26 protein-coding genes are annotated in these 23,671 nt (G+C 65.8%); 16 read left to right on the forward strand and 10 right to left on the reverse strand.

Annotation, left to right across the window (positions count from 1 at the left end):
- Positions 1-37: 37 nt before the first annotated feature.
- On the reverse strand, positions 38-1,381 hold the full coding sequence (locus tag NMQ09_RS04040; protein WP_255193160.1) for an MFS transporter: 1,344 nt from the start codon (positions 1,379-1,381) through the stop codon (positions 38-40).
- Between the two features lie 82 nt (positions 1,382-1,463).
- Positions 1,464-2,357, reverse strand: coding sequence for an ArsR/SmtB family transcription factor (locus NMQ09_RS04045; RefSeq protein ID WP_255193161.1), 894 nt, complete (start codon positions 2,355-2,357; stop codon positions 1,464-1,466).
- A 217-nt stretch (positions 2,358-2,574) separates the two neighbouring features.
- Here NMQ09_RS04045 and NMQ09_RS04050 point away from each other — a divergent pair, with 217 nt between their 5' ends.
- The 7 genes from NMQ09_RS04050 to NMQ09_RS04080 all read left to right on the forward strand — a co-directional run bounded on the left by NMQ09_RS04050 (position 2,575) and on the right by NMQ09_RS04080 (position 7,881).
- On the forward strand, positions 2,575-3,384 hold the full coding sequence (locus tag NMQ09_RS04050) for a CPBP family intramembrane glutamic endopeptidase (RefSeq protein WP_255193162.1): 810 nt from the start codon (positions 2,575-2,577) through the stop codon (positions 3,382-3,384).
- A gap of 106 nt (positions 3,385-3,490) precedes the next feature.
- Positions 3,491-4,012, forward strand: coding sequence for a Holliday junction resolvase Hjc (gene hjc / locus NMQ09_RS04055; protein WP_255193163.1), 522 nt, complete (start codon positions 3,491-3,493; stop codon positions 4,010-4,012).
- A 41-nt stretch (positions 4,013-4,053) separates the two neighbouring features.
- Complete coding sequence (locus tag NMQ09_RS04060; protein ID WP_255193164.1) at positions 4,054-4,809, forward strand: tetratricopeptide repeat protein; 756 nt, start codon at positions 4,054-4,056, stop codon at positions 4,807-4,809.
- A gap of 14 nt (positions 4,810-4,823) precedes the next feature.
- Complete coding sequence (locus tag NMQ09_RS04065) at positions 4,824-5,117, forward strand: DUF424 domain-containing protein (RefSeq protein ID WP_255194551.1); 294 nt, start codon at positions 4,824-4,826, stop codon at positions 5,115-5,117.
- 85 nt (positions 5,118-5,202) lie between these two features.
- On the forward strand, positions 5,203-5,622 hold the full coding sequence (locus NMQ09_RS04070; protein ID WP_255193165.1) for a PaaI family thioesterase: 420 nt from the start codon (positions 5,203-5,205) through the stop codon (positions 5,620-5,622).
- Between the two features lie 106 nt (positions 5,623-5,728).
- Positions 5,729-6,550: a DUF8054 domain-containing protein gene (locus NMQ09_RS04075; protein WP_255193166.1), complete on the forward strand. Its 822-nt coding sequence runs from the start codon at positions 5,729-5,731 to the stop codon at positions 6,548-6,550.
- A gap of 83 nt (positions 6,551-6,633) precedes the next feature.
- Positions 6,634-7,881 carry an aminotransferase class V-fold PLP-dependent enzyme gene (locus NMQ09_RS04080; protein WP_255193167.1) on the forward strand — a complete coding sequence of 416 codons (1,248 nt, stop codon included), beginning with the start codon at positions 6,634-6,636 and terminating at the stop codon, positions 7,879-7,881.
- A gap of 39 nt (positions 7,882-7,920) precedes the next feature.
- On the opposite strand, the gene NMQ09_RS04085 is transcribed toward NMQ09_RS04080, so the two are convergent.
- Together NMQ09_RS04085 and NMQ09_RS04090 are read right to left on the reverse strand one after the other, a co-directional pair.
- The gene (locus NMQ09_RS04085) at positions 7,921-8,160 is read right to left on the reverse strand and encodes a PRC-barrel domain containing protein (RefSeq protein ID WP_255194552.1); all 240 of its coding nucleotides are present in this window, start codon (positions 8,158-8,160) and stop codon (positions 7,921-7,923) included.
- A 101-nt stretch (positions 8,161-8,261) separates the two neighbouring features.
- Entirely contained in the window at positions 8,262-8,891 is a 630-nt protein-coding gene (locus tag NMQ09_RS04090; RefSeq protein WP_255193168.1) for an SWIM zinc finger family protein, read from the reverse strand.
- Positions 8,892-9,072: 181 nt separating this feature from the next.
- On the opposite strand from NMQ09_RS04090, the gene NMQ09_RS04095 reads away from it, so the two are divergent.
- On the forward strand, positions 9,073-9,300 hold the full coding sequence (locus tag NMQ09_RS04095; protein ID WP_255193169.1) for a DUF7472 family protein: 228 nt from the start codon (positions 9,073-9,075) through the stop codon (positions 9,298-9,300).
- A gap of 91 nt (positions 9,301-9,391) precedes the next feature.
- Here NMQ09_RS04095 and NMQ09_RS04100 read toward each other — a convergent pair whose 3' ends face one another.
- Positions 9,392-10,903 (reverse strand): carboxypeptidase M32, encoded by a 1,512-nt coding sequence (locus tag NMQ09_RS04100; protein ID WP_255193170.1) that lies wholly within the window; start codon positions 10,901-10,903, stop codon positions 9,392-9,394.
- A gap of 49 nt (positions 10,904-10,952) precedes the next feature.
- Positions 10,953-11,693, reverse strand: a complete 741-nt coding sequence (locus NMQ09_RS04105; protein WP_255193171.1) for an SDR family oxidoreductase — start codon at positions 11,691-11,693, stop codon at positions 10,953-10,955.
- A 216-nt stretch (positions 11,694-11,909) separates the two neighbouring features.
- On the opposite strand from NMQ09_RS04105, the gene NMQ09_RS04110 reads away from it, so the two are divergent.
- Positions 11,910-12,638, forward strand: a complete 729-nt coding sequence (locus NMQ09_RS04110) for a 3-oxoacyl-ACP reductase family protein (protein WP_255193172.1) — start codon at positions 11,910-11,912, stop codon at positions 12,636-12,638.
- Between the two features lie 157 nt (positions 12,639-12,795).
- Here the strand turns inward: NMQ09_RS04110 and NMQ09_RS04115 are convergent, their stop codons facing one another.
- On the reverse strand, positions 12,796-13,161 hold the full coding sequence (locus NMQ09_RS04115; protein ID WP_255193173.1) for a FlaG family protein: 366 nt from the start codon (positions 13,159-13,161) through the stop codon (positions 12,796-12,798).
- Between the two features lie 481 nt (positions 13,162-13,642).
- Here NMQ09_RS04115 and NMQ09_RS04120 point away from each other — a divergent pair, with 481 nt between their 5' ends.
- Together NMQ09_RS04120 and NMQ09_RS04125 are read left to right on the forward strand one after the other, a co-directional pair.
- The gene (locus NMQ09_RS04120) at positions 13,643-14,035 is read left to right on the forward strand and encodes a hypothetical protein (protein ID WP_255193174.1); all 393 of its coding nucleotides are present in this window, start codon (positions 13,643-13,645) and stop codon (positions 14,033-14,035) included.
- Positions 14,036-14,184: 149 nt separating this feature from the next.
- Positions 14,185-14,523: a cupin domain-containing protein gene (locus NMQ09_RS04125; RefSeq protein WP_255193175.1), complete on the forward strand. Its 339-nt coding sequence runs from the start codon at positions 14,185-14,187 to the stop codon at positions 14,521-14,523.
- 27 nt (positions 14,524-14,550) lie between these two features.
- On the opposite strand, the gene NMQ09_RS04130 is transcribed toward NMQ09_RS04125, so the two are convergent.
- Positions 14,551-15,705, reverse strand: a complete 1,155-nt coding sequence (locus NMQ09_RS04130) for a pyridoxal phosphate-dependent aminotransferase (protein WP_255193176.1) — start codon at positions 15,703-15,705, stop codon at positions 14,551-14,553.
- A 125-nt stretch (positions 15,706-15,830) separates the two neighbouring features.
- Here NMQ09_RS04130 and NMQ09_RS04135 point away from each other — a divergent pair, with 125 nt between their 5' ends.
- The 5 genes from NMQ09_RS04135 to NMQ09_RS04155 all read left to right on the forward strand — a co-directional run bounded on the left by NMQ09_RS04135 (position 15,831) and on the right by NMQ09_RS04155 (position 19,967).
- Positions 15,831-16,235 (forward strand): ubiquitin family protein, encoded by a 405-nt coding sequence (locus NMQ09_RS04135; RefSeq protein WP_255193177.1) that lies wholly within the window; start codon positions 15,831-15,833, stop codon positions 16,233-16,235.
- Between the two features lie 115 nt (positions 16,236-16,350).
- On the forward strand, positions 16,351-16,548 hold the full coding sequence (locus tag NMQ09_RS04140; RefSeq protein WP_255193178.1) for an antitoxin VapB family protein: 198 nt from the start codon (positions 16,351-16,353) through the stop codon (positions 16,546-16,548).
- Complete coding sequence (locus tag NMQ09_RS04145) at positions 16,545-16,940, forward strand: PIN domain-containing protein (protein ID WP_255193179.1); 396 nt, start codon at positions 16,545-16,547, stop codon at positions 16,938-16,940. The genes NMQ09_RS04140 and NMQ09_RS04145 overlap by 4 nt, the downstream gene beginning before the upstream one ends.
- A 206-nt stretch (positions 16,941-17,146) precedes the next feature.
- Positions 17,147-19,282 (forward strand): phosphoribosylformylglycinamidine synthase subunit PurL, encoded by a 2,136-nt coding sequence (gene purL / locus NMQ09_RS04150; RefSeq protein ID WP_255193180.1) that lies wholly within the window; start codon positions 17,147-17,149, stop codon positions 19,280-19,282.
- A gap of 94 nt (positions 19,283-19,376) precedes the next feature.
- Positions 19,377-19,967, forward strand: coding sequence for a HalX domain-containing protein (locus NMQ09_RS04155; protein WP_255193181.1), 591 nt, complete (start codon positions 19,377-19,379; stop codon positions 19,965-19,967).
- Between the two features lie 470 nt (positions 19,968-20,437).
- Here the strand turns inward: NMQ09_RS04155 and NMQ09_RS04160 are convergent, their stop codons facing one another.
- Together NMQ09_RS04160 and NMQ09_RS04165 are read right to left on the reverse strand one after the other, a co-directional pair.
- On the reverse strand, positions 20,438-22,303 hold the full coding sequence (locus NMQ09_RS04160; RefSeq protein ID WP_255193182.1) for a PAS domain-containing sensor histidine kinase: 1,866 nt from the start codon (positions 22,301-22,303) through the stop codon (positions 20,438-20,440).
- A 199-nt stretch (positions 22,304-22,502) separates the two neighbouring features.
- Positions 22,503-23,525 carry a lysylphosphatidylglycerol synthase transmembrane domain-containing protein gene (locus NMQ09_RS04165; protein ID WP_255193183.1) on the reverse strand — a complete coding sequence of 341 codons (1,023 nt, stop codon included), beginning with the start codon at positions 23,523-23,525 and terminating at the stop codon, positions 22,503-22,505.
- Positions 23,526-23,671: the final 146 nt, after the last annotated feature.

A 23,671-nucleotide genomic window follows, 5' to 3' on the forward strand; every position in this document is an offset into this window, starting at 1 on the left:
GGCTTCAGACGGTCAGCTATTCTCGAGAGCCGCCGGCTCACCGGACCCGTTCGGGGTCGACCTCGAGCGTCGCCCGATCTGGCGCGGGCAGTTCGCGGAGGTCACGTCGGGCGAGCACGTAGAGCGCCAGGCAGAGCGAGCCGACGCCGAGTGCACTCATCGCAAGGCGGGGGCTGAACGCACTCGCGACGATCCCACCGAGGAGCGAGCCGAGCGGGATCATCGAGGCCGAGGCGGAACCCAGAATACTGCTCACGCGCCCGACGAGTGCTTCGGGTGGGGCAGACTGGACGACGGCGGCGAACTGGACGTTGACCAGGCCAACGGGAACGAGCGCGAGCGTGATCAGGAGGGCCGTTAGCGGGAGCCAGTCGACGGCAATGGCGGCGAACCAGAGGACGCCGGCGAGTCCGAAGCCGAGGATCATGGTCCGGCCGAACGGCCGGTCAGCGACCAGCGTTGCGCCGAGTGCCCCGAAGAAATTTCCGGCTGCGAACGCAGCCATGAGGATTCCGTAGCCGCCAGCCGCGCCGATCACACTCAACGCGGGTGGGACGCCGAGGGAATCGGCGTACGGCGGAATCGCCGCCAGGATCATTCCGGCGGTGACGTTGACCACGGCTGCGCCCGCGATTAGCCACACGAGGAACGTTCCACGGAGGACAGCCGCTCCCTCTCGCAGCCGAGACAGGTACGACTCCGGCTCCTCGAGCGTCGACGATCCGCCGTCGGCGACGGCAGCCCCGTCAGAATCGGCGTCGTCGGTCGGCGATCGGTCGGCGCTCCCGGCATCGTCACCCGACGCACCCGCCCGCGGGATCGAGAGCGTCGCGAACACCAGTGCGGCGAGCCCGAACGTGACGGCGTCGACCGCGAACAGCGCGACTGCGCCGACCAGACCGATGAGGACGCCGCCGATCCCGTTCGCGACCATGTCGAACCCCTGGTAGGCGATCGAGAACGCGGAGTTCGCCGCGACCAGCTCCTCGTCCTCGAGGATCCGCGGCAGGGCGGCCGTCTGAGCCGGGTAGACGAGCTGGTTGAGCGCGGACAGAAGCGGCATCACGACCAGCAGCAGCCCGACGCTGAGGACGCCGAGGGCGTGGGCGATCGGGATCAGGGAGATGATGGCCGCCTGGAGCAACTGCGTGCCGACGAGCGTCCGCCGGATCGACCAGCGGTCGACGAGCGGCCCCGCCAGAAACTGGAACGCCTGGGGCGCCATCGTGAGAAAGCCAGCCAGGCCCGTGTAGAACGGATCGTTCGTCAGGCTGTAGACGAGCCACATCGCGGCGACGAAGTAGAGACTGTCCCCGAAGTTGGTGATCACGCGGCCGGCGAACAGACGTCGAAACGTGCGATTCTCGAAGGGACCTCGCATTACCGAACGACTCGAGCGTCGGCGCGATAAGTGTAATCAGAACTGTATTTCTGTAACGCCGAGGACAGAACTGTGGTTCTGTTTATTGACTATCACGTCGCTGCACGTCGACGACCTCGAGCGCGTCGTCGACCGTCAGCGTGAGCGAAGCGTCGTCGATCGTGTACGTGACCGTCGCCCTGGGCGGCTTGCCCTCGAGGAGCTGTGACTGTGGGATCTCCGTTGGTTCTCGTCGCCGCAGGATCGGGACGTCGCGGACGTCGGTGCCGTGGTCGTGGTAAAACGAAACGACCGCGGGGTGAGTCAGCAATACCGTCTTGAGGTCGAGTTGACTGCTCGAACCACACCGCTCGCAGTCGTACTTGACCGACGCGACGTTCGCGAACTCAGCGGGGACGTCCCAGCCACCCAGGTCGTCGAGCGTGATCAGTTCCGGCTCGACGGGACCGGTACACGATGGACAGAAGCCGTTGCTGAACTGTGCGATGAACGTTCGGACGTACCGCTCGGTGACGTCCGGGAACCGATCGACCTCGTAGCCAGCGAACGCGCCCGGCGGTACGGGGAACCGACCCGCGTAGAAACACTCGTCGCACTCGACGACGACGCGCTCGTGCTCGTAGTCGAAGGTCATCGGGCCATTGCAGACCGGACACGGGTCCTCGAGGTCGATCGGCTCGAGATCCGCCGTCATCGTGTAACTGCCGGAGAGCAGGGAGCCGACGACCTCCTGGCCGGCCGTCCGCAGTTCGTAGCCCTCGTCGGTCTTGCCCACGAACCGGCCGGTGAGCTTCCCGAGGTGGTAGTTGAACTGCCCGGAGTCGCGGACGCCGACGGCCTCTCGCAGTTCCGAAAAGGTCGCCTCGTGGCCGTCGGCCTCCCAGAGCGCCCGGAGGATGTCGATCCGCGTCTCGTCTGCGAGGACCGCGAAGGCGTCCTCCGGATCGAGTGCGTCGACGATCGGGGACTCGTCCATACTGGTGGCTCACGTGACACGACTATAGTACTGGTGGGTTCTCGTCGATCGAACTGTATCGGGGACGTTCTCGGCTCCGTCCCCGGTCTCGAGCGGTTTGTTCCGGATCTCGAGCGGTTCGCCGTGGTGATCGTCCAGAGGAGTGAATCAACTGCTGTCTTTCACGGAGGCGAGGAACAAGGGAACGCACAAAGGGTTCCCGCCCATATCGACCTCCATGGTCACTTCCAGCCATCGTGACAACCCGATTCGCTCGGTCGTGGTCGGGGTCGCGATCGCGATCTTCGCGTTCGTCGTCGCCAACGTCCTCGTCACGCCGCTCGCGCTGGTCGACCCGGGCTTTCTCGATCCGGAGACGTCGATGGAACGGTCGACGACGATCGCGATGATGGTGCTCAACTTCGCCGGCTTCGCCGTCGCCGGGGCGATCTACCTCGCGTACACCGGCCGAGGGTGGTCGTACGTCGATCTTCGGATGCCCACGAAACGTGACTGGCTCTGGATGATCGCGACGACCGTCGGGAGCATCCTCTTCATCATCGTCTTCGGGATCGCCGTCCAGCTCCTCGAGCTCCCCGCGGCGCCGAACGACATCGTCAACATCATCGGCGACGACCAGATCCTCCTCCTCTGGATGTTCGCCATCGTCGTCTTCGCCAACGCGCCGGCCGAGGAGTTCCTCTTTCGGAACGTCATCCAGAAACGACTCTATCAGTCGTTCACCAAGAACGGCGCCGTCGTCGTCGCCAGCGTCATCTTCGCTGCGGTTCACTTCCCCGTCTTCCTCGTCAGCGGCGGCCCGCTGCTCGCCACGATGGTCTCACTCACCGCCGTCTTCGTCGGCTCGCTCATCTTCGGCTACGCGTACGCCAAAACCGACAACCTCCTCGTTCCGACGGTCGCCCACGCCGGTTTCAACCTCTTCCAGTTCGGTATCCTCTACCTCCAGCTCGAGTATGGCGACCCCGAACAGCTCGAGGAACTGCAGGGATTCGCCCTCGAAGCCCTCGCGCTCGTCCCGTTCTGACGATCGTCGACGAGGACGATCGGACGGGACGCCGGTCGCTCGTCGGCCCGAATCGCGCCGCCTTCGGTCCACCTCGTTTATTAGTCACCGCCGGTGAGATACGGCCATGTCCCAGGCGAAGGGCGACCGTCGTGAGCGCGAACTCGTCAACTTACTCGACGAGGCGGGCTTTGCGGTGATGCGTGCGCCCGCGAGCGGCTCCGCGACCGAACGCGAACTCCCCGACGTGCTGGCCGGAAACGGCGAGGACTTCTACGCGATCGAGGCGAAATCGAGCGCCGGCAACCCCATCTACCTCTCCGGCGAGGAGGTCGAAGCGCTGGTCTACTTTAGCCGCAACTTCGGCGCGAAACCCCGCATCGGCGTCCGCTTCGACCGCGAGGACTGGTACTTCTTCCACCCCGGCGACCTCCACCGGACCGACGGCGGGAACTACCGCGTGAAAAAGGAGACCGCCATCGCCGAGGGGACCGACTTCCCCGAGTTCGTCGGCGACTCAAAGAAGGTCACGCTCGACCAGCTCGGCGAGGAGCGACCCGACCACGATCCGGACGTGCTGCGCGTGCTCACCGCCGTTTCCCAGGGCGAGCTGTCGGTCGAGGAAGCCGCGGCGATGCTCGAGTCATAAAGAGCGCAGCCCTTAACCCGCACGCGATCCAATTCCCGTCGATGACCGACCGAGAGGGCGATCGCGACCACCGCTTCTCCGAAGGCGCTGGCTTCGACGACCCCTACGACGAGTTCGACCTCGACCCACCGGCGCTCTCGGTCGACCCCGCGAAAGTCGACCCCGTCGACTCCCGCGTGGTGGCCGACCTGCTCGACGAGCGCCAACTCTCGACGGACGAGGTCGACGCCGAGGAACTGCTCGACGTGGGCCTCAACTACGTGGCGATCAACCGCCACGAGCAGGCCGTCGACGCGTTCGAACGGGCGGCCCGATTCGCCGACGACGACCTGCTCGCCCAAGAGGCCTGGGTGAACAAGGGCGTCGCCCACGCCGAACTCGAGGAGTACGACGAGGCGATCGGCGCCTACCGGGAGGCCCTGCGGATCGACGACCAGAGTGAGCACGCTGCATCCGCCGAGACTAACCTGGCCTACGCGCTCTGGGAGTTCGGCGAGACCGCCCAGGCGCTCGAGCACGCCGAGCGGGCCGTCGAACTCGACGATCGGTTCCCGCAGGCGTGGTACAACCGGGCCTTCTTCCTCGCCGAACGTGGCCTCGCCGAGGAGGCGCTCCACTGCCTCGACAACGCGATCCGGCTGGGGCTTCGCAGCGCGCCGGTGCTCGAGGAGAAGGTGCGGATCCTCGAGGAACTCGGCGAGTACGACGAGGCCGAGGTGATCGCCGACGAGGCGAACGAACTGCGCGAACGGGCCGAGCAGCGGCTGATCGAAGAGCGCGAGCGAACGCACGAATGAGCACGGGATCACGGATGATCGTCTCCGAACGCGAGACCGAGAAGGGGCTGTTGGTCACCGTCTGTGACGCCGACGTCTTAGGCGAGACCTTCGAGGAGGGTGAGCTCTCGCTCACCGTCACCGAGGAGTTCTACGGCGGCGACGAGGTCGACGAGGGTGCCGTCGTCGACAGCCTCGCCCGGGCGACGATCGCCAACATCGTCGGGACGCGCGCCGTCGACCTGGCCATCGAAGCGGACGTCATCGACGAGGAGTGCGTCCTCGAGCTGGGGGCGACACGCCACGCCCAGCTTCTGCGGCTCTACTGACCGGTTCTTCGTTTAGTAATTCGTCTTAACGTGACTGTTTACGTAAGATATATTTATAGAGTATTCCTGTGAACGGACCAGTCACATGGACGTTTTCGAGCGGTTCAACGAGCAGTACCCGTTTGGCGAGCACCTCGGCCTCGAGCTCACCCACGTCGAGGAGGGCTACGTCGAGGGCAAGATCGAACTCGAGGACCACCACTCGCTGTCGGAGACGACGGTGCTCGCCCACGGGGCGGTGCCGTTCGGGCTGGCGGACTCGCTGTCGGCCGCCGCGCTCGCGTCGGTCGAGGGGAATCCGGGGCCGACGCTCGACGTGCGCATCGACTATCTGCGACCAGCCACGGGCGATATCTACGGGAAAGCCGAGGTCGTTCGGTACGGACGCGAGACGGGCGTCGTCGAGGTCGAGGTCGTCGACGAGGACGACCGGCCCCTCGCGAAGACGCGCGGGGTCTACAAGACGAACGTGGTGAAGGGGAAGAACCCGTTCGTCGATTCATAGGACGACGGAGCTGGCGGGCGATGCGGCCGGAGCGGAGTCCGCGAGCGGTTGGATAGCGCGTCTCACGACCACGAACGTTTTTGTCGTACACGTTCTTCGAGAAGCCATGCACTCCAGCCTGACACGTACGCTCGAGCGATTCCGACAACCAGAGTACACTGGCGAGAACCGATGTGTCCCGTGTACGGTCGTCAACGTCGTCATCGCCGTCGCGGTCGCGATTCCCATCGGAGTCGTCGCCCCGGCGGTGGGCGCCGCCGCCCTCGTCTTCTCGCTCGCGGCGATCTACCTACGAGGCTACCTCGTTCCCGGGACGCCGGCGCTGACGAAGCGATACTTCCCCGACTGGCTGCTCGCGACGTTCGACAAGGGCCCCGAGGTGGGACTGGAACTCGAGGAGGCCGACGACGTCGCGACCGACGACGGACCCGTCGATCCCGAAGCGCTCCTCCTCGAGCACGGCGTCATCGCCCCCTGTGCGGACGTCGACGACCTCTGTCTCGACGACGAGGTCCAGACGGAGTGGCGAGCCCGGATCGAGGCGTTACGCGACGGCGACCGCGAGGCCCAGGTCGCCGACTTCCTCGAGGTCGAGGCGGAACCGCTCACGATGCAATCCTCGAGCGACGTCGTTATCGTCCGGGTGAACGGTCGCCTGGGCGGGCGCTGGGAGTCCGAAGCCGCGTTGCTCGCTGATCTGGCGGGGCTGGACGTCCTCGCCGACCGCATCCCCGGCTGGGAGTCGTTCGATCTCCGCGAGCGGAGCACGGTCACGAGCGGGCTGCGGGCCTTCGCCGACGTCTGTCCGGCCTGTGACGGACCGCTCTCGCTCGACGAGGAGACCGTCGAGTCCTGCTGTCGGTCACACCAGGTGTATGCGATCACCTGTGACGACTGCAGCCAGCGCGTGCTCGAGATCAGCCAGTAGCGTCGCCCGACACCCGTCCCTGCGACCGGAGACGCGCGTCGCGACCGAAGGAGTGTTTTGCCTGCGGTCCCTCGTATCCGGTAATGAGCCAGCAGAACGTCGGGTCGCTCGACGTCGAGGCGATCCGGGCCGAGTACCCGATCCTCGAGCGGGAATTTGACGGGACTCCCCTCGTCTATCTCGACAACGCGGCGACGACCCACACGCCGGAGCCAGTCGTCGAGGCGATGAGTGACTACTACCGCACCTCCAACTCGAACGTCCACCGGGGCATCCACCAGCTCAGTCAGGAAGCCTCCATCGCGTACGAGGACGCCCACGACCGGGTGGCCGACTTCATCGGCGCGAGCGGCGAGCGCGAGGAGATCGTTTTCACGAAGAACACCACGGAGAGTGAGAACCTGCTCGCCTACTCGTGGGGGCTGAACGAGCTCGGCCCCGACGACGAGGTCGTCCTCACGGAGATGGAACACCACGCCTCGCTCGTCACCTGGCAGCAGATCGCCAAGCGAACGGGTGCGAGCGTGAAGTACATCGAGGTCGACGAGACCGGTCGATTGGACATGGAGCACGCCCGCGAGTGCATCACCGACGACACCGCGCTCGTGAGCGTCGTCCACGTCTCGAACACCTTGGGCACCGTCAACCCCGTCGCCGAGCTCGCCGACCTCGCCCACGACCACGGCGCGTACATCTTCGTCGACGGCGCCCAGGCCGTTCCGACCCGCCCCGTCGACGTCGAGGCCATCGACGCCGACTTCTACGCCTTCTCCGGGCACAAGATGGCCGGCCCCACCGGCATCGGCGTCCTCTACGGAAAGAAGAAGCTGCTCGAGGAGATGGAGCCCTACCTCTACGGCGGCGGCATGATCCGCAAGGTCACTTTCGAGGACTCGACCTGGGGCGACCTTCCCTGGAAGTTCGAGCCCGGCACGCCGCCAATCGCCGAAGCCGTCGGCCTCCACGCCGCGGTCGACTACCTCGAGGAGCTCGGGATGGAGCGAGTCCGCGCCCACGAAGAGGAGCTCGCCGCCTACGCTTACGACCGCCTTGCCGAGGAGGGCGACGTCGAGATCTACGGCCCCGAACCCGGCGCAGAGCGCGGCGGCCTCGTGAGCTTCAACCTCGAGGGCGTCCACGCCCACGACCTCGCCTCGATCATGAACGATCACGCCGTCGCCATCCGCGCCGGCGACCACTGCACTCAGCCGCTGCACGACAAACTCGGCGTGGCCGCGTCGGCGCGGGCCTCGTTCTACGTCTACAACACTCACGAGGAGGTCGACGCGCTCGTCGAGGCGCTCGACGATGCACGGCAGCTGTTCGCCTAGAATCGTCCCCGCGTAGCGGCCCGACCGCCTCGGTCGGCCTCAGAGCCGACCCAGTCGGATCTCGTCGTCCGTGATCGATTCGACGTTCGACTCGTCGAGTTCGTAGGTCTCCTCGTCGGCATCGCCCCAGCCGAGTTTCGACCTGATCGTATCGGTCACGCCCGGATCGGGGTTGACGTGGACGGTCGATCCGTGGACGTGCTCGACGATTCCGATCGCTTCGCCATCGGCGTTGACGACTCGCTTTCCTTCGTCGTGGTCGCTGAAGTGAGCGCACATACAGTGACCGTCGTCGTCGAGCGGCGTAATCGTCTCACCTACATCTGCCGGCATGGCGTCGTCCGCCGTGATACTCGCGAGTCAGCAACGGGATCGATTGGTTAGGAGTCCGTCGGCACTCGCTCGAGGCGGGTTCGCGGGAAGACGTACACTTTGAGCGACTCTGGGACGGGGCCGTGGCGCCGTACGCTGGCGTGAGGGTAGATCGCACCGACGACGGGCACGTCGGGATCGTAAGTTTCGTTCGTGCCGTACTCGGCGACGGTGCAGTCGGCCTCCCGGATCTGGACGTGGTCGGCCCGAAGATCGGACGCGTCGACGACGGTCAGGCGGGAACCGGTCTCGCGGTCTCTGACCGTATCGCCCGGGGAGATCGCGTGGTCGTCGCAGTAGACCGGCTCCGGGGTTCTCTCGTCGACGAAAACGGCCGTCTCACAGTCGTGGCACTCGAGTGCGAGCTGTCCGGGCGGCGGGGTTCGCCCCTCCGTGATCTCGATAGCTACCCGGCGGAGGTGTTTACAGCGGACGTTCCGGAAGACGTGGTCGGGACAGGTACACCGTCCCGCCTCCACGTCGATCAGGTAGGTGGCTCCGCTGCCCGACTCGACCTCGTAGAGGCCGTCGCCGAGCGCCAGCACGGACATCGGTTCGACTCGAGCCCGGCGCGACCGCTCGTCGAGGTGGCCGTCGGCGGGCGAAAGCGGTGCTTTCGGTGACGCGTGTGTGTTCATGGGGTGCGTCCTCGGTGGTGAGCGTTCGATCGGCTGTTCGAACGTGGTAGGGGCTCGAGCGGCCTAAACGTCGCGCCCGTCGATAGCGCAGACCGTCACCGCTGACGACCTGTCGAGTCGGCGGCCGAACGGCGCCGCCCTTCGAAGCGCTTTTGTCCGGGCCGGAGAAATCCGGGATACAATGCTCGAGCGGGAGCGAATCATCGAAATCGTCGTCGCCGTCTCCGCCGTCTTCCTGATGCTCGGAGTCATGATCGGCATCGGGCTCAACTACGGGGGAGCAGACAGCACGCTCTCCCCGGCGGGCGGCGAGTTACTCGTCGGGGCGATCGTCGGCTTCATCCTCCTGTTGACGCTCGTCGGCGTCGGGCTGGCGTTCGCGCTGAACGATCCCGAGAACGCGAGCTAGTACTCCGCCAAGCGTCGGTCGGTCCGTCGCCGACCTCGTTCTCCTCGAGGCGACGGCCGACGGCCGTTTCACCCGGACTGCGACCGAGTTATCAGAGCTCGTAGAGCTCGCCGAACTTCTCGTCGACGTACTCGAGGAAGTAGTCGGCCGTGAGGGGTTCGCCCGTCGCGACCTCGATCAGCTCCTCGGTGGGGTAGCGCTGGCCGTGGCGGTGGACGTGGTCGGTCATCCACTCCCACAGCGGCTCGAACTCCCCGTCGCGAACGAGGCCGTCGACGTCGAGGTCCTCGCGCATCGCGGCGTCGAGCTGGGCGGCGAGAACGCTCCCGACGGTGTAGCCCTGGAACTTCGCGAAGCTGTACGACCAGTGGGTGTCTTGCAGACAGCCCTCGGCGTCGGTCTCGGGAGTCACTCCCAGGTACGCTTCCATCTTCTCGTTCCAGACGCGCGGGATCTCCGAGACCTCGAGCTCGCCCTCGACGAACGCCCGGTCGATCTCACACCGGAGGATGATGTGGAGGTGGTAAGTCAGCTCGTCGGCCTCCACGCGGATCAGGTTCTCCGGATAGATCCGGTTGACCGCGGCGTAGGCCTCCTCGACCGTGACGTCCTCGAGGTGGGGAAAGTGCGCTTTCATCGTCGGCAAGAATAGCTCCCAGAACGCCCGCGACCGACCGACGTGGTTCTCCCAGAACCGCGACTGGGATTCGTGGACGCCCGACGAACGCGGCGAGCCCAGCGGCGTGCCGTACTCGTCTTTCGGGAGGCCGAGCTGGTAGGTCGCGTGGCCGAACTCGTGGATCGTCGCCGTCAGGGCGTCGATAGGATCGTCTTCTTTGAACCGCGTGGTGATCCGGGCGTCGAACTGGTTGCCCGACATGAACGGGTGCGGCGCGGTGTCGAGCCGGCCGTGTTCGCGCGGATAACCGAGCAGGTCGAGGGCGTCCTCAGAGAGCGCGCGCTGGGACTCCTCGTCGTAGCTGTGGCCCGAAAATGGCGAGGGGAGCTCGCGGCCGTCCTCGCGGATCTCCTCGATCAGCGCCACGAGATGCTCGCGAAGTTCGGCGAAGATCTCCTCGACGCGCTCGAGCGGGAGGTACGGCTGACTGTCCTCGTAGAGCACCCGGTAATGGTCGCCGCCGGGGTCGATCGCGGCCGCCCGTTCGCGGTTGAGATCGATCAATTGCTCGAGCGCCGGCGCGAAGTGGTCGAAGTCGTCCGCCGCCTTCGCCTCCTGCCAGACCTGCTGGCTCTCGACCTGGTGAGCCGAGAGCTGCTCGATCAACTCGGCGGGCACCTCGGCGGCCCGTTCGTACTCCCGGCGGAGTTCGCGGACGACGGCGGCCTGCTCCTCGGTCAGCGACTCGTCTTCCAGGGACTGGAGCCACTCGCCCACCTCGTCGTCGACGAGCAGATCGTGGCCCAGCGACGAGAGCGTCGACAGCTGCTGGGCTCGAGCCGGCGTTCCGCCCTCGGGCATCATCACCCGCTGGTCCCACGCGAGGACCATCGAAGCCATCCGGACGTTTCCGAGTTTCCTCGCTCGCTCGAGGAGGCTGGCGTACGCCTCCGGGGAATGCTGTGTGTTGTCAGTAGACGCCATATTTCGTCTCGAAACACTCGACGACGGATAGTAAATCCTCGGACGTGGGTCAAAAGCCGGTGAACTTGTCCCGTCGGTAGAGGTCGAGTTCGGTTACCGAGGAGTGCTCGCGCGTCGCGGCGAACGCGATCGCCTCGGCGACCTCCTCGGGTTCGGTGACCTCGCCTTCCTCGAACCGCTCGGCGAACGTGTCGCCGTCGGTCGTCTCGAACTCAGAGCGCACCTCGGAGGGGTTGACGATCGTGACGCCGACGCCGTCGTCGCCCACCTGCGCGGCGACGCTCTTGGCGAAGCCGCGGACCCACCACTTCGTCGCCGCGTAGACGGGGTTGAACGGCCGCGGGTACTGGCCGGCGAAGCTCCCGACGAAGAGCAGGTGCCCGCCCTGCTCGCGGACGTGTGGGATCGCCGCTCGCGTCGCGTAGAAGACGCCGTCGAGGTTCGTCTCCTGCATCAGCCGATAGTCGTCGGTCGCCATCGTCTCCACGTCGCTTCCTCGACCGAGCCCGGCGTTGTTCACCAGCACGTCGAGCCTCCCGACGGTCTCGACCGTCTCGGAGACGAGCGCCTCGACCTGCGTCTCCTCGCGAACGTCCGTCGGCACGACGAGCGTCTCGACGTCGTGGTCGGCCTCGAGTTCGGCCGCCAGCTTCTCGAGTCGCTCCTCGCGACGGGCCGCGAGCGTCACGGTCGCTCCCTCGGCGGCGAGCGCCCGACAGGTCGCCGCGCCGATGCCCGCGCTCGCGCCGGTGACGATCGCTGCCTGGCCCTCGAGTCGTTTCTCTGCCATATCGGGTCGTCGGCGGCCGGGGAGTTGGCCTTTTCGGCGCGTCCGATCGGCTCATGGCAGGTATCGGGCCGTCTGCACTTGTGGAGACGGCGTTTGGGAGGGGAGTGAGTCGATCACTGCAGGGGGGCGACTACCGGGATTCGTGTGGCTGGCGCCGCCTCGTCGACCGTGACCGCCTTCGGAACGACAAAGACCCCCCGCCGTCTCGTCTGGGATATGCCTGCAGCAGTCGTCACTGGTTCCTCGAGAGGGATTGGCCGCGCGATCGCACTCCGGTTCGCCGCGGACGGCTACGACGTCGCCGTGAACTACCACTCGAGTGCGGACGCGGCCGCGGCGGTCGCCGACGAGGTCCGCGATCGGGGACAGGACGCGATCGTCGTCGGCGCGGACGTCGCCAACCCGGACGACGCCACCCGCCTCGTCGAGGAAACCGTCGACGCCTTCGGCGGCGTCGACCACGTCGTCAACAACGCCGGGATCGACCAGCACGTCTACACCGCCGACCTCGAGCCCGCCGACTTCGATCGAATCATGGACGTGAACGTCAACTCCGCGTTCGCCGTGACGAAGGCGGCGCTGCCGTACCTCGAGACCTCGACGGACGATCCCTCGGTGGCGAACGTCTCCTCGATCCTCGCCCACACCGGCGCACCGATCGAGTGTCACTACGCGGCCTCGAAGGGAGCGCTCATCTCGCTGACGCGGAGTCACGCCGCTGACTTCGCACCCGAGATTCGGGTGAACGCGGTCGCGCCGGGCCACGTCGAAACGGACATGACGGGCGACCGGACGCCCGAGGAGAAACGCGAGGAGCTGGCGGCGATTCCAGTGGATCGCTACGGTCAGCCCGAAGACATCGCCGACGCGGTCGCCTACCTCCGCGACGCGACGTTCGTCACCGGCGAGACGCTGAACGTCAACGGCGGCGAGCTGATGTGCTGAGCGGGTGAAGAGAGTCAGCCGTCCACGCTGGGCAGTTCGGTTTCGTGTGGTGGTGAGGGTGACTCCATGAGAATCCCGCTGAAATCCCTGGAGCGTGAAGTACGTCAGGGAGTTCGGAAGGTCGATCTATCAACCGTTTTGTCCGACGGTATTACCGTCATTCCAGCACTTCGAGGAACACTGCGGCCGCGTCGTCGTCCCGAGTTACGTACGCACCGGACGAAAACTCGTCGTCACCCTCATACCACGGTAGTTCATCGAATTGATCAGTTACCGCTTCTCGTTCCTCTTCGTCGAGTCGCTGCGTCGCCGTTGCGTTCGTCTCAATCGCTTCGACCACGACCTCTTTGATGACTCCCTCAATTTTTGGGTCGTCAACGCTTGTCGTCGATGCCTCAGGTGGAGCGGTGTCGTACGGATGGGCAACGACGGAAGTGGGGCCGTCTTCAAAGTCGTTGTTTCCGAGACAGCCTGCGAGAACCACTCCGCAAGCGGTGGTCGTGAGAAGCGTTCGTCGATTCATAGTGTCATATCGAGCTCCTTCCGTATATCTTCGATGAAGACGCCTCCTACCCATACAACCATTGGTTGTTTCCAAATGATATAAACCTTCTGAAATTTGTAGATGTGCATTATATAATAGACCAATATAGTAAATATTTCCAGAAGATAATACTGATACAGATTTCTTATTGTGTGTTGAAACACTCGATATTGGTTAGAGACAGAGGGTATTATAGAATTATATCCATGGCGTTGTTTTCAACTCTCTTTCGATGAACCACCTGATACGTAGATGTGCGTACTGACCGATGAAGGTGCTGCCAGATACGATTAGTATTTGAACTGGTGTGCAAGATTCAGGGCGCGAGTCTTATATGGGGCGCTGGTTTCACTCGGACGACCCTGGCACAGCGGCGACTGCGGCTGTCAGCTCGAACAGTGTCCACGGCTATCGTCACAACACCAGAAAGTATACCCGATATTCAAATAACTGAACACGCATGAGGAACGAGGAGGGTCCGCGACGTATTGACGTTCTTCGGTACGGTGAGCCACCAGACATAGCGTATCGCGGGGTTGAAGCTGGTGACGGTGATGTCGTTGTTGAGGCGCATGAAACAGAACTTCGACGACAGTCGTGGAAACGGGGTAGTGTTGGCGTTATTGGAGTGGCACTAGCTGTGGGGTACAGTGTCTTCATACTGAATGCGCCGATAATCGGACTCGTGGCCGGGGGCCTCCTTCTCGCAGTATTTGTGTATGCACAGCGTCAGAATCGCCCTCCATGTCCAGAGGTGGTTGAGCGGAATATGCAACTGGAGCGAGCCTGTGCCGAGTACGACCTTACTCCCGATGAGGTCTCTCGTGACGCGGTTCAGCAGCGAGGGGAGTAACGAATACCAACGCTACGTTCCCGTGAAATTAGTAAGCATCTGACGGCCGTGTTCAGGTGTGAACGACACAAGCGGTTCACAGACGCTCGAGCCGCGGACCCGAAACTGTGCGGGACAGCGACTAAGCCCGTTCCGGACCGAGTACGTGCATGGAACCCGACGGTACGCCGCTAGAAGCCCTCGAGGGAGCACCGTTCCAATTCTCGGACCTGATCGAGTACCAGGACGGCGCCATCGTCAGCCGGACCCTGATCGACGCGGCGTCGGCGACGCTGACCGTGTTCGCCCTCGACGAAGGACAGACGATCAGCGAGCACAGCGCGCCCCACGATGCGATTTTGCAGGTCGTCGACGGCACCGGCGCGGTGACGATCGACGGCGAGGAGCACGTGCTCGAGGCTGGCGAGGCCCTGGCCATGCCGGCGAACGTGCCCCACGCGGTGGCAGCTCCATCGCGCTTTACGATGGTGCTTACGATGGTTCGATAAGCGCCGACGCCGCAGCCGACGGCGTCGTCAGTAGCTCGCCAATCCAGCCTCGAGTCGGTCGAACCCCTCGTGAAGCCGTTCCTCGGAGTTGGCAAACGAGAGCCGCAGTCGACCCCGGCCCGCCTCGCCGAACCCGTCGCCGGGGGCGAGCACGACGCCGTGTTCTTCTAAGAGGTGTTTCGCGACCGAGAGGCTGTCGTCGTCGATGCCCGGATCGAGGAACGCGTAGAACGCGCCCTCCGGACGGGGACAGGAGAGTCCGTCGATCGCCGCGACGCGGTCGACGACGAGGTCCCGGCGCCGGCGGAACGCCTCGTACATCTCCTCGATCGGCTCCTGCGGGCCGGTGAGCGCGGCGATCGCGGCGTGCTGGGCGAGACTCGAGGTGCAGGCGGTCGTCGACTCGCGGATCTTGGCCACCTCGTCGATCAGGATTGGGTCGCCGGCGAGCCAGCCGATCCGCCAGCCGGTCATCGCGTACGTCTTCGAGCAGGAGCCGACGGTCAGCACGTGGTCGGGGTGGCCGGTGTAGGCAGCGATTCCCTCGGGTTCGCCGTCGTAGGTGAGCCCCAGGTAGACCTCGTCGGCGACGACGTAGGCGTCGTGGTCGGCGGCGGCCTCGACGACCGCGCGACACTCCTCGGGGTCGAAGACCCGGCCGGTCGGGTTCGACGGCGTCGTGAGGATCACCGCGGCGGTGTCCTCGCCCATCGCCTCGATCACGCGGTCGGCCTCGAGGTCGAACCCGTTCTCGGCGGGCATGGGTACCTCCCGGAACGTGCCGTCGGCGAGGGTCGCCTGCGTCGCGTAGTTCGGCCACGTCGGGCCGGGGACGACCAGCTCTTCGCCGGGGGAGACCGTCGCGAGGGCCGTCAGGTGGAGCGCTTCCATCCCGCCGGTCGTGACGACGATCTCGTCGGGGTCGTGGTGGACGCCGTGTTCCGTCGCGAGCATGTCACTGATCGCGCGCCGACACGCCGGCAGCCCCGCGTTCGAGGTGTAGTGGGTCTCCCCGTCGCGGGCGGCGCGTGCGGCGGCGTCGATCACGTGTGCGGGGGTGTCGAAGTCGGGTTCGCCGACCTCGAGTCTGACGAGGTCGCCGTCGTGGCGCTCTGCCAGGTCGAACATGATCCGGATGCTCGAGCGCTCGGCCCGGCGAACGCGATCCGTGGGTGTGGGCATACCGTTCGGAACGGTGCTCCCCTCGAAAAGCCGTTTGGTTTCGCCGCCGGCCACCGCGCTCGCCGCCTCGCCGATCGAACATGTTCGGAACGAGCCTTTCCCGCGGCGAGCGCGTACGGTGGCGTATGGAGACCACCACCGCGGCCGACCCCGCGACCGGGCTCGAGCCCGAGACGACCGTCGACGTTCGCTGCACCGGCCACGTCCGCGACGCCGTCGGCACCCACGAACTCGAGTTCGCCTTCGAGGGATCGACGCTCCGGGACTTCCTCGAGGGCTTTTTCGAGGCCTACGACGTCGAGGACCTGCTGATCGCCGAGACGGAGGCAGAGGCGACCGCCCACGGCTGGGCGCCGGTTCCCGACGACCTCCCCGGTACCTGGCGGAAGAACCCCGAGGGCGAACAGACCCGGCCGTTTGCCCGCGTCACGATCAACGGCCGGTTCAACGAACACCACGACGGGTTCGCCACCGAACTCGCCGACGGCGACCGCGTCGGACTGATCAAGCCGTTCATGTTCTGTGTTTGAGCCGGGAGATTCGGACCGTCCGGCAGGCGGCGTGGAAGGCCGAACCGATCGACTCGAGCGAGCGTCCGACGGTAGCGGCGAAAAGACTTAGCGATTGTCTGCACGACGTATACATGTGAGCACCTCGATCAGCGTTTCCGAGGAAACGAAGGAGAAACTCGAGCGGCTCAAGCGTGAGGGTGAGAGTTTCGACGAGCTGCTGGTTCGGCTGGCCAACGAAGAGGAGCCCATTACCGTCGGCGCGTGGGATTCCGGCACCGCCGATCGCGCTCGCGAGGCCGTCGACCGCTCTCGGGAGCACTTTGGACGATGACGTTTCTCGACTCGTCGGTCATCATCGACATGCTCGAGGGCGTCGAGGACACCGTCGAGTTCGTCGAATCGCAGGGGACACCCTATCTGACTTCGGCGATCTGCGTCTACGAAGTTCTCGAGGGGCCGCTCGGAAGCGGCCGCACCGACGTCGAGGCGGAACGGCAGCGCTTCGGCGGCGTTCGTGCCCTCGAGTTCAACGAGAGCCTCGCGCTCGAGGCCGCCCGGCTACAGGACGAACTACTCGACGAGGGTACCCGAATGGCGGTTCGAGACCTGATGATCGCCGCCACGGCGCGATCGACCGGCGACCACCTCGTCGTTGCCGACGCCGACTTTCAGACGGACGCCCTCGAGTCGAAGCTGCGAGTGACGAACTGCAGGGACGACTGATACGGTCTGTTGTGATTCGGTACCGGTGATCGCTCGAACGGGGTAGCGATCACCGGTAAACCGTTACAACGATCCGTATGAAGTGGTCGTAGCGGCCGCTTCCGGACGCCGACGGGTTCGATCGCCAGCCCCACGGACCCGACGACCCAATACACGAACGTGCACATAGAAACCCATTTACCGGCCGGCTTTCACCACCTAGATGAATGAGTCTTCCCGAGTCGGACCACGAACTCGTCGTCTCCGAGCTGGGGCGGGAGCCGACCCCCGCCGAGGCGGCGCTGTTCGAGAACCTCTGGAGCGAACACTGTGCGTACCGCTCCTCGAGACCGCTGCTGTCGGCGTTCGAGAGCGAGGGAGAGCAGGTCGTCGTCGGACCGGGCGACGACGCGGCCGTCGTCGCACTCGACGAGGAGACGTACATCACGATGGGGATCGAGAGCCACAACCACCCCTCCTACGTCGATCCGTTCGACGGCGCGGCGACGGGCGTCGGCGGCATCGTCCGTGACACCCTCTCGATGGGGGCCTATCCCATCGCGCTCGCGGACTCGCTGTACTTCGGCGCGTTCGAGCGCGAGCACTCGAAGTACCTCTTCGAGGGCGTCGTCGAGGGCATCAGCCACTACGGTAACTGCATCGGCGTGCCGACCGTGGCGGGGAGCGTCGACTTCCACCCCGATTACGAGGGCAATCCGCTGGTGAACGTCGCCTGCGTCGGCCTGCTCGACGCGGAGCGACTGGTGACGGCGGAGGCCCAGGAGCCAGGCAACAAACTCGTCCTCGTGGGCAACGCCACCGGCCGCGACGGCCTCGGTGGGGCGAGTTTCGCGAGCGAGGACCTCGCCGAGGACGCCGAGACCGAGGACCGCCCCGCGGTGCAGGTCGGCGACCCTTACGCCGAGAAGCTGCTGATCGAGGCCAACGAGGTCCTCATCGAGGAGGGGCTGGTCGAGTCCGCCCGCGACCTCGGGGCCGCCGGGCTGGGCGGCGCCTCGAGCGAGATGGTCGCCAAAGGCGGTCTGGGCGCACACATCGAACTCGAACGCGTCCACCAGCGCGAGCCGAACATGTCGGCCCTGGAGATCCTGCTGGCCGAATCCCAGGAGCGGATGTGTTACGAAGTGACGCCGGAGAACGTCGACCGCGTCCAAGAGATCGCCGAGACGTTCGACCTCGGCTGTTCGGTCATCGGCGAGGTCACCGAGGAGCACTACGTCTGCACCTTCGAGGGCGAGACCGTCGTCGACGTCGACGCCTACTTCCTCGGCGAGGGCGCGCCGATGAACGACCTCGAGGTCGAAGAATCCGAGGTGCCGGAAACCGATCTCCCCGAGGCCGACCTCGAGGACGCGTTCGAGACAGTCGTCTCGAGCCCGAACACGGCCTCGAAGGAGTGGGTCTACCGCCAGTACGACCACGAGGTCGGCGTGCGGACGAGCGTGCCGCCGGGCGACGACGCAGCGATTATCGCAATTCGGGAGAACGAGACCGGACTCGCAATCTCTGCAGGCGCGGCACCCAACTGGACGAGCGTGGCCCCCTTCGAAGGGGCGAAGGCGGTCGCCCTCGAGAACGCGACCAACCTCGCGGCGAAGGGCGCGACGCCGCTCGCGGCCGTCGACTGCCTGAACGGCGGAAACCCGGAGAAGCCCGACGTCTACGGCGGCTTCAAGGCCACCGTCGACGGGCTGGCTGAGATGTGTGCCGAGCTCTCGGCGCCCGTCGTCGGCGGCAACGTCTCGCTGTACAACGACTCTCCCTCTGGCCCAATCCCGCCGACGCCGACGCTCGCGCTGGTGGGAACGAAGGAGGGTTACGACGCGCCGCCGCTGTCGGCCGCTTCCGAGGGCGAACTCCTGCTCGTCGGCGACCTCGCGCTCGAGGCCGGCGCGTTCCGGCTGGGCGGCTCGGAGTACCTCGCCCGGCTCGGCGGCAGCGACGAGTTCCCGGCTCTGCCCGAGAATCCAGCCGAGCTGATCGAGACGCTCGCGTCGGTCGCCGACGCCGAGGGGACGCTCGCGGTTCACGACGTCAGCCACGGCGGCCTGGCCGTCTCGCTCGCCGAGATGGTCGAAGACGGTGCCGGACTTGCCGTCTCGCTGCCCGGTGACGCCCATGCCGCTGGGGCGCTGTTCCACGAACAGCCCGGCCGCGCGCTGATCCAGACGACCGATCCCGAGTCGGTCCGCGAGGCGTTCGACGGCGTTGCTCCCGTCGTCACCCTCGGCTCCGGAACCGACGACGGCACGCTTTCGATCGAGCTCGGTGACCAGGAACTCACCGCCGACGCCGACGAGATCGGATCGATGCGGTCGGTCATCGACGCCGAACTCGAGTAGTCGCTCGACCGGATCGGCTATCGGTCCCAGTCACCGATAGCTTGATGTACGTTCGGGAAGCGGTGTTCGTTACGACACTACTTGCGAGGAACGAATGGAGGGGAATCCACACGTCCTGATCGTCGAAGACGAACCCGACCTGGCCGCCCTGTACACCACCTGGCTCGAGGATTCGTGTACGGTCGAGACGGCGCTCGACGGGCGCGAGGCGCTCGAGTCGATCGACGAATCGGTCGACGTGGTCCTGCTGGACCGTCGGATGCCCGACCGCTCCGGTGAAACCGTCCTCGATACGATCCGTGAGAACGGACTCGACTGTCACGTCGCGATGGTGACGGCGGTCGAACCCGACTTCGACATCGTCGAGCTGGGATTCGACGCCTACCTCGTCAAGCCCGTCTCGAAGGCGGAACTGCGCACGGCCATCGATCGGCTGCTGTTACGATCGACGTACGACGAACAGCTCCAGGAGTACTTCTCGCTCGCCTCGAAGAAGGCACTGCTCGACGGCCAGAAGACCGCCCCCGAACGTCGGGCGAGCCACGAGTACGCGCGACTCGAGGACCGTCTGGCTGTGGTACGCACGCAGGTCGACGAGACGATCGACGAGCTGGTGAACCGGGACGGGCACCGGGACCTCTGCCTGGAGATCACACAGAGTCAAGGAGAAAGCCCACGACAGTAGTCGTGGGATGAATCCGACGAGTCTCCGTCAAAACCGCAATACGTAGCTTGAACGGGGTCGAATGTTAGCGTAACTTCCTCGGGAACATTGGAGTTGGATTGGGGTCTCCGTAACCAAAACGCAACCCTACCCAAGTGAGGCTCGGACGCGAGTCCGAGTCGGGTCGATGGCACGGCCTGTAGGGTGTCAGCAGGGTAGTCCGAACGGACTGGCGTCATCATCCGCCCACCGCCCCGACGCACCACCTACAAACCGGGACCGACCACCGAGGTCGGGAAGTTGCCTCCGTTGGGGTCGGAACGCCCGACCCCAAACGCGAGGAATCCCACGACTTCAGTCGTGTGGAGGATGTCAAGCGCGAGCCGTCAGCGACTTCCGACCGGCGTGTGACCCACGACTGACGCGCGGCTCCTTTTTCCCGGAGGTGAGGTCGTGATCTTCTCGCTCGACGTGGCCTCGTTCGCCACCTGTCACCGGCGCTCGAGCGTGGTCACGTCCCTGACCTCGAAGCGGGTTCCGCCACGTTCGCCCCGCGAGATCGACACCGTCCAGCCGTGGGCTTCGGCGATGGATCTGGCGACGGCGAGTCCGAGCCCGTCGGTCGCGTCGTCGGCCGCGGGTTCGAACACCTGTTCGTGGATGGCTGGCGGTATCTCCGGGGCGTCGTCGAGCAGGTAGAATCCGCGCGGGCCGTCGATCGGCCGATCGAGGCCGACGAGCCCTACCTGGACGGTGACGTCGCCCTCCGAGCGGGCGGCGGCGTCGTCGAAGATCGTCTCGAGGAAGTGGCCGAACCGTTCGGGATCGGCTCGAAGGGTGGCACCTTCCTCGACGACGACCGCCGCGCTCTCGAGGTTCGAGGCGCAGACGGCGGCGTCGATCGCCGTCTCGAGGTCGATCCGGGACCGGGGGCCAACGGCAGTGGCGTTCCGGGCGAACTCGCGGACGTCGTCGACGAGTCGCTCGGCGCGATCGAGCCTCGCGGTCGCTCCGTCTTCGGAGAGGGGAAACTCCCACTCGGCGACGTCCGTCTCCTCTTGCTCGAGTGCGTCTTCGATGGCCTCGAGTCCTCGTTTTAAGTCCGTCGAGAGGACGTCCGCGATGGCCTCGAGCCGTTCGGTCTGTCGCTCGAGTTGTTCGGTCCGGTCGCGGAGAACGCGTTCGCGCTCGGCCCGGTCGAGTGCGGCGTGGGTGTTCTCGGCGAGCGTCGAGAGGAGGTCGATGTCGGTCTCGTCGAACGCGTCGGGCTCGAGTGAGCCGGTTACGAGGACGCCGTGGGTGCCGATCGGGGCGATGATCTCAGAGCGGATCGGCGTTCCGGGGTTGTAGCAATCGTCGGCGAGCTCGCGGAGGTCGTCGTAGCGTTCGACCTCACCGGCCTCGAACACGTCCCAGACGAGCCCCTCGCCCTGGCCGAACCGGGGGAGCCCGTTGAACTCGTCGTACGCCCCCGCGGTCGCGGCGACGGGGTCGAGGTAGCCGTGCTCGTCGTCGAGCAGCCAGATGCCGCTGATCGGCAGGTCGAGCAGGTCGCTCCCGGCGTGGACGGCGATCGCACAGATCTCTTCGGGGTCGTCGGACTGGAGCAGCCACCGGGTAATCTCGTGCAGCGAGGTGACGACGCGTCCGTACTCGTGTTGCTCGGTGACGTCGCGAACGACGCCGGCGACGGTCGCCGTCCCGTGGTCGATGGGGACCAGCCGAACTTCGCCGACCCGTGCGTTCTCGCACGCATCGACGAACTCGAGTTCGACCTGCCGCTTCGTCGCGTTGCCGACGTGGATGTCGCTGATCGCCCGGCCGAGTTCGACCGTCTCCGCGGGATCGACCGACGCCAGCTCGAGCAGCCGCTCGACGTGGTCGCCGACGACGTCCTCGCGGTCGACGTCGAGCACGCACTCGACGACGTCGTTGATCGAGACGATACGGGTGTTCGAGTCGAGCGTGACGACGCCGTCTTCGACGGCCTCGACGACCGCTCCGTGGCGGGCGAGTTGCGTCTCGCGCTCTTTTCTGGCAGTCACGTCGCGCATGTAGACCGACAGCCCCGTCTCGGAGGGGTACGCTCGCGCCTCGAACCACGTCTCGAGCGGGGTGTGATACACCTCGAACGAGACGGGGACCTGGTCGTCCATCGCGCGGTAGAAGCCGTCGAGAAACTGCGTCTCGACGGTTTCGGGGAACTCGTCCCACATGACGCGACCGAGCAGCTCCGCACGGGAGCGCTCGAGGAGCGTTTCGGCTTGCTCGTTGAGGTAGGTAAAGCGCCAGTCGGTATCGAGCGAGAAGAACGCATCGGTGAGCCGATCGACCATCGGAATCGACCGCCCCGTCATCGTCGGCCACCGTCCGGCGTGAGCGCTTTCTGTCCCGCCTCTACCGACCGCGACGTCGTCTTCGATCCGGTCATCACTGGCTTCACTCGAGTCGTGGGTGCAGGCTCGACGTGGAGTTATCAGGGGTGAGTCACCGCCGCGCATAAGTCTTGTCGATCAGACTCTCCCGGATAGTGTCACGTCGTCGCCTCGGTTCGTCTCACTCCGGCGGGAGCGGGTCCGTGATCGTGAGCACCATCGACGTACTCCCGCCGACGAAGACGGTGAACCAGTACGTCGCGAAGCGATAGAGGATCGCCGTCGCGGTCGCGACGGCGACGCCCATCGGCGTCACGAGGAACAACACTGCAGCGAGGGTCGCTTCGACGCCGCCGATCCCACCCGGCGTCGGGACGAGGAAGCCGAGCTTACTGAGCGCGACCACGAGCAAGGCGGCGCCGACCGACACCGGCGCGTCGAGTGAGAGCGCCGTGACGTACAGCGCCGTCGCCAGTCCGAGCCAGCCGACGTGGGCGTACACCAGCGCGATCGACATCGACCGGCGGTTCCGGGAGACCAGCTCGAGCGTCGCGTAGAACCCCTCGAATCGGCGTTCGACGTGTTCGCGGCGCAGCAGCCGCGCCTTCCGTTCCGAAACGCGGGCGACCGGCGCACGGAGTCCCGAGCTGACGCGGAGGACGCCCGCGCGGACGGCCGATCGGCCGACCCACAGCAACGCGAGCGCGGCGACGATCCCGACGACGAGCGCCAGTGCGGGGAGGACGTACGCCCCCGGATCGAACCGGGGTGACTCGAGGAAGACGACGGCCACCAGCCCGACGGCGCCGAACGTGTAGTACGGCAGGTAGTTGAGCACGTCGGCACTCACGACCGCGGCGAGGCTCTCCTCGTAGGCGGCGTCGGTGTACCGGCTGACGATCGCGGCGGTTCCGACGCCCGAGGCGACCTGTCCGTAGGGGGTGACGTACTTGACGAACGACGCAGTCAGGAAGACGCCGAGGACCAGCCAGTACGGCCGCGGTTCGTCGACGACTGACAGGACGCGAGCCCACACCGCGCTCCGGAAGCCAAAGCAGGCGAGCATCGCGAGGAATGCGCCGGCGTACACCGACGGCGTCGTCCGCTCGATCGCGCCTAAGACCTCGTTCCAGCCGACGAGCGTGACGAAGACGCCGAGTAAGGCCAGCGCGATGGCGATCGCGACGATCGCGCGGCGTTTCATACCGTCCCCGACGGTTCGATCGCGTCTACACTCATCTCACGTTTCCTGATAGTGTCGAGCAACTACGCCGGGTTAACAGTTGTTGCCCGTCGGTCACCACGTCGGCCCCCGATTCCAGAGACTCGAGCGACTCGTCGCCGGAGCGG

Origin of the sequence: Natronobeatus ordinarius (assembly GCF_024362485.1) — an archaeon.
Taxonomy (GTDB): domain Archaea; phylum Halobacteriota; class Halobacteria; order Halobacteriales; family Natrialbaceae; genus Natronobeatus; species Natronobeatus ordinarius.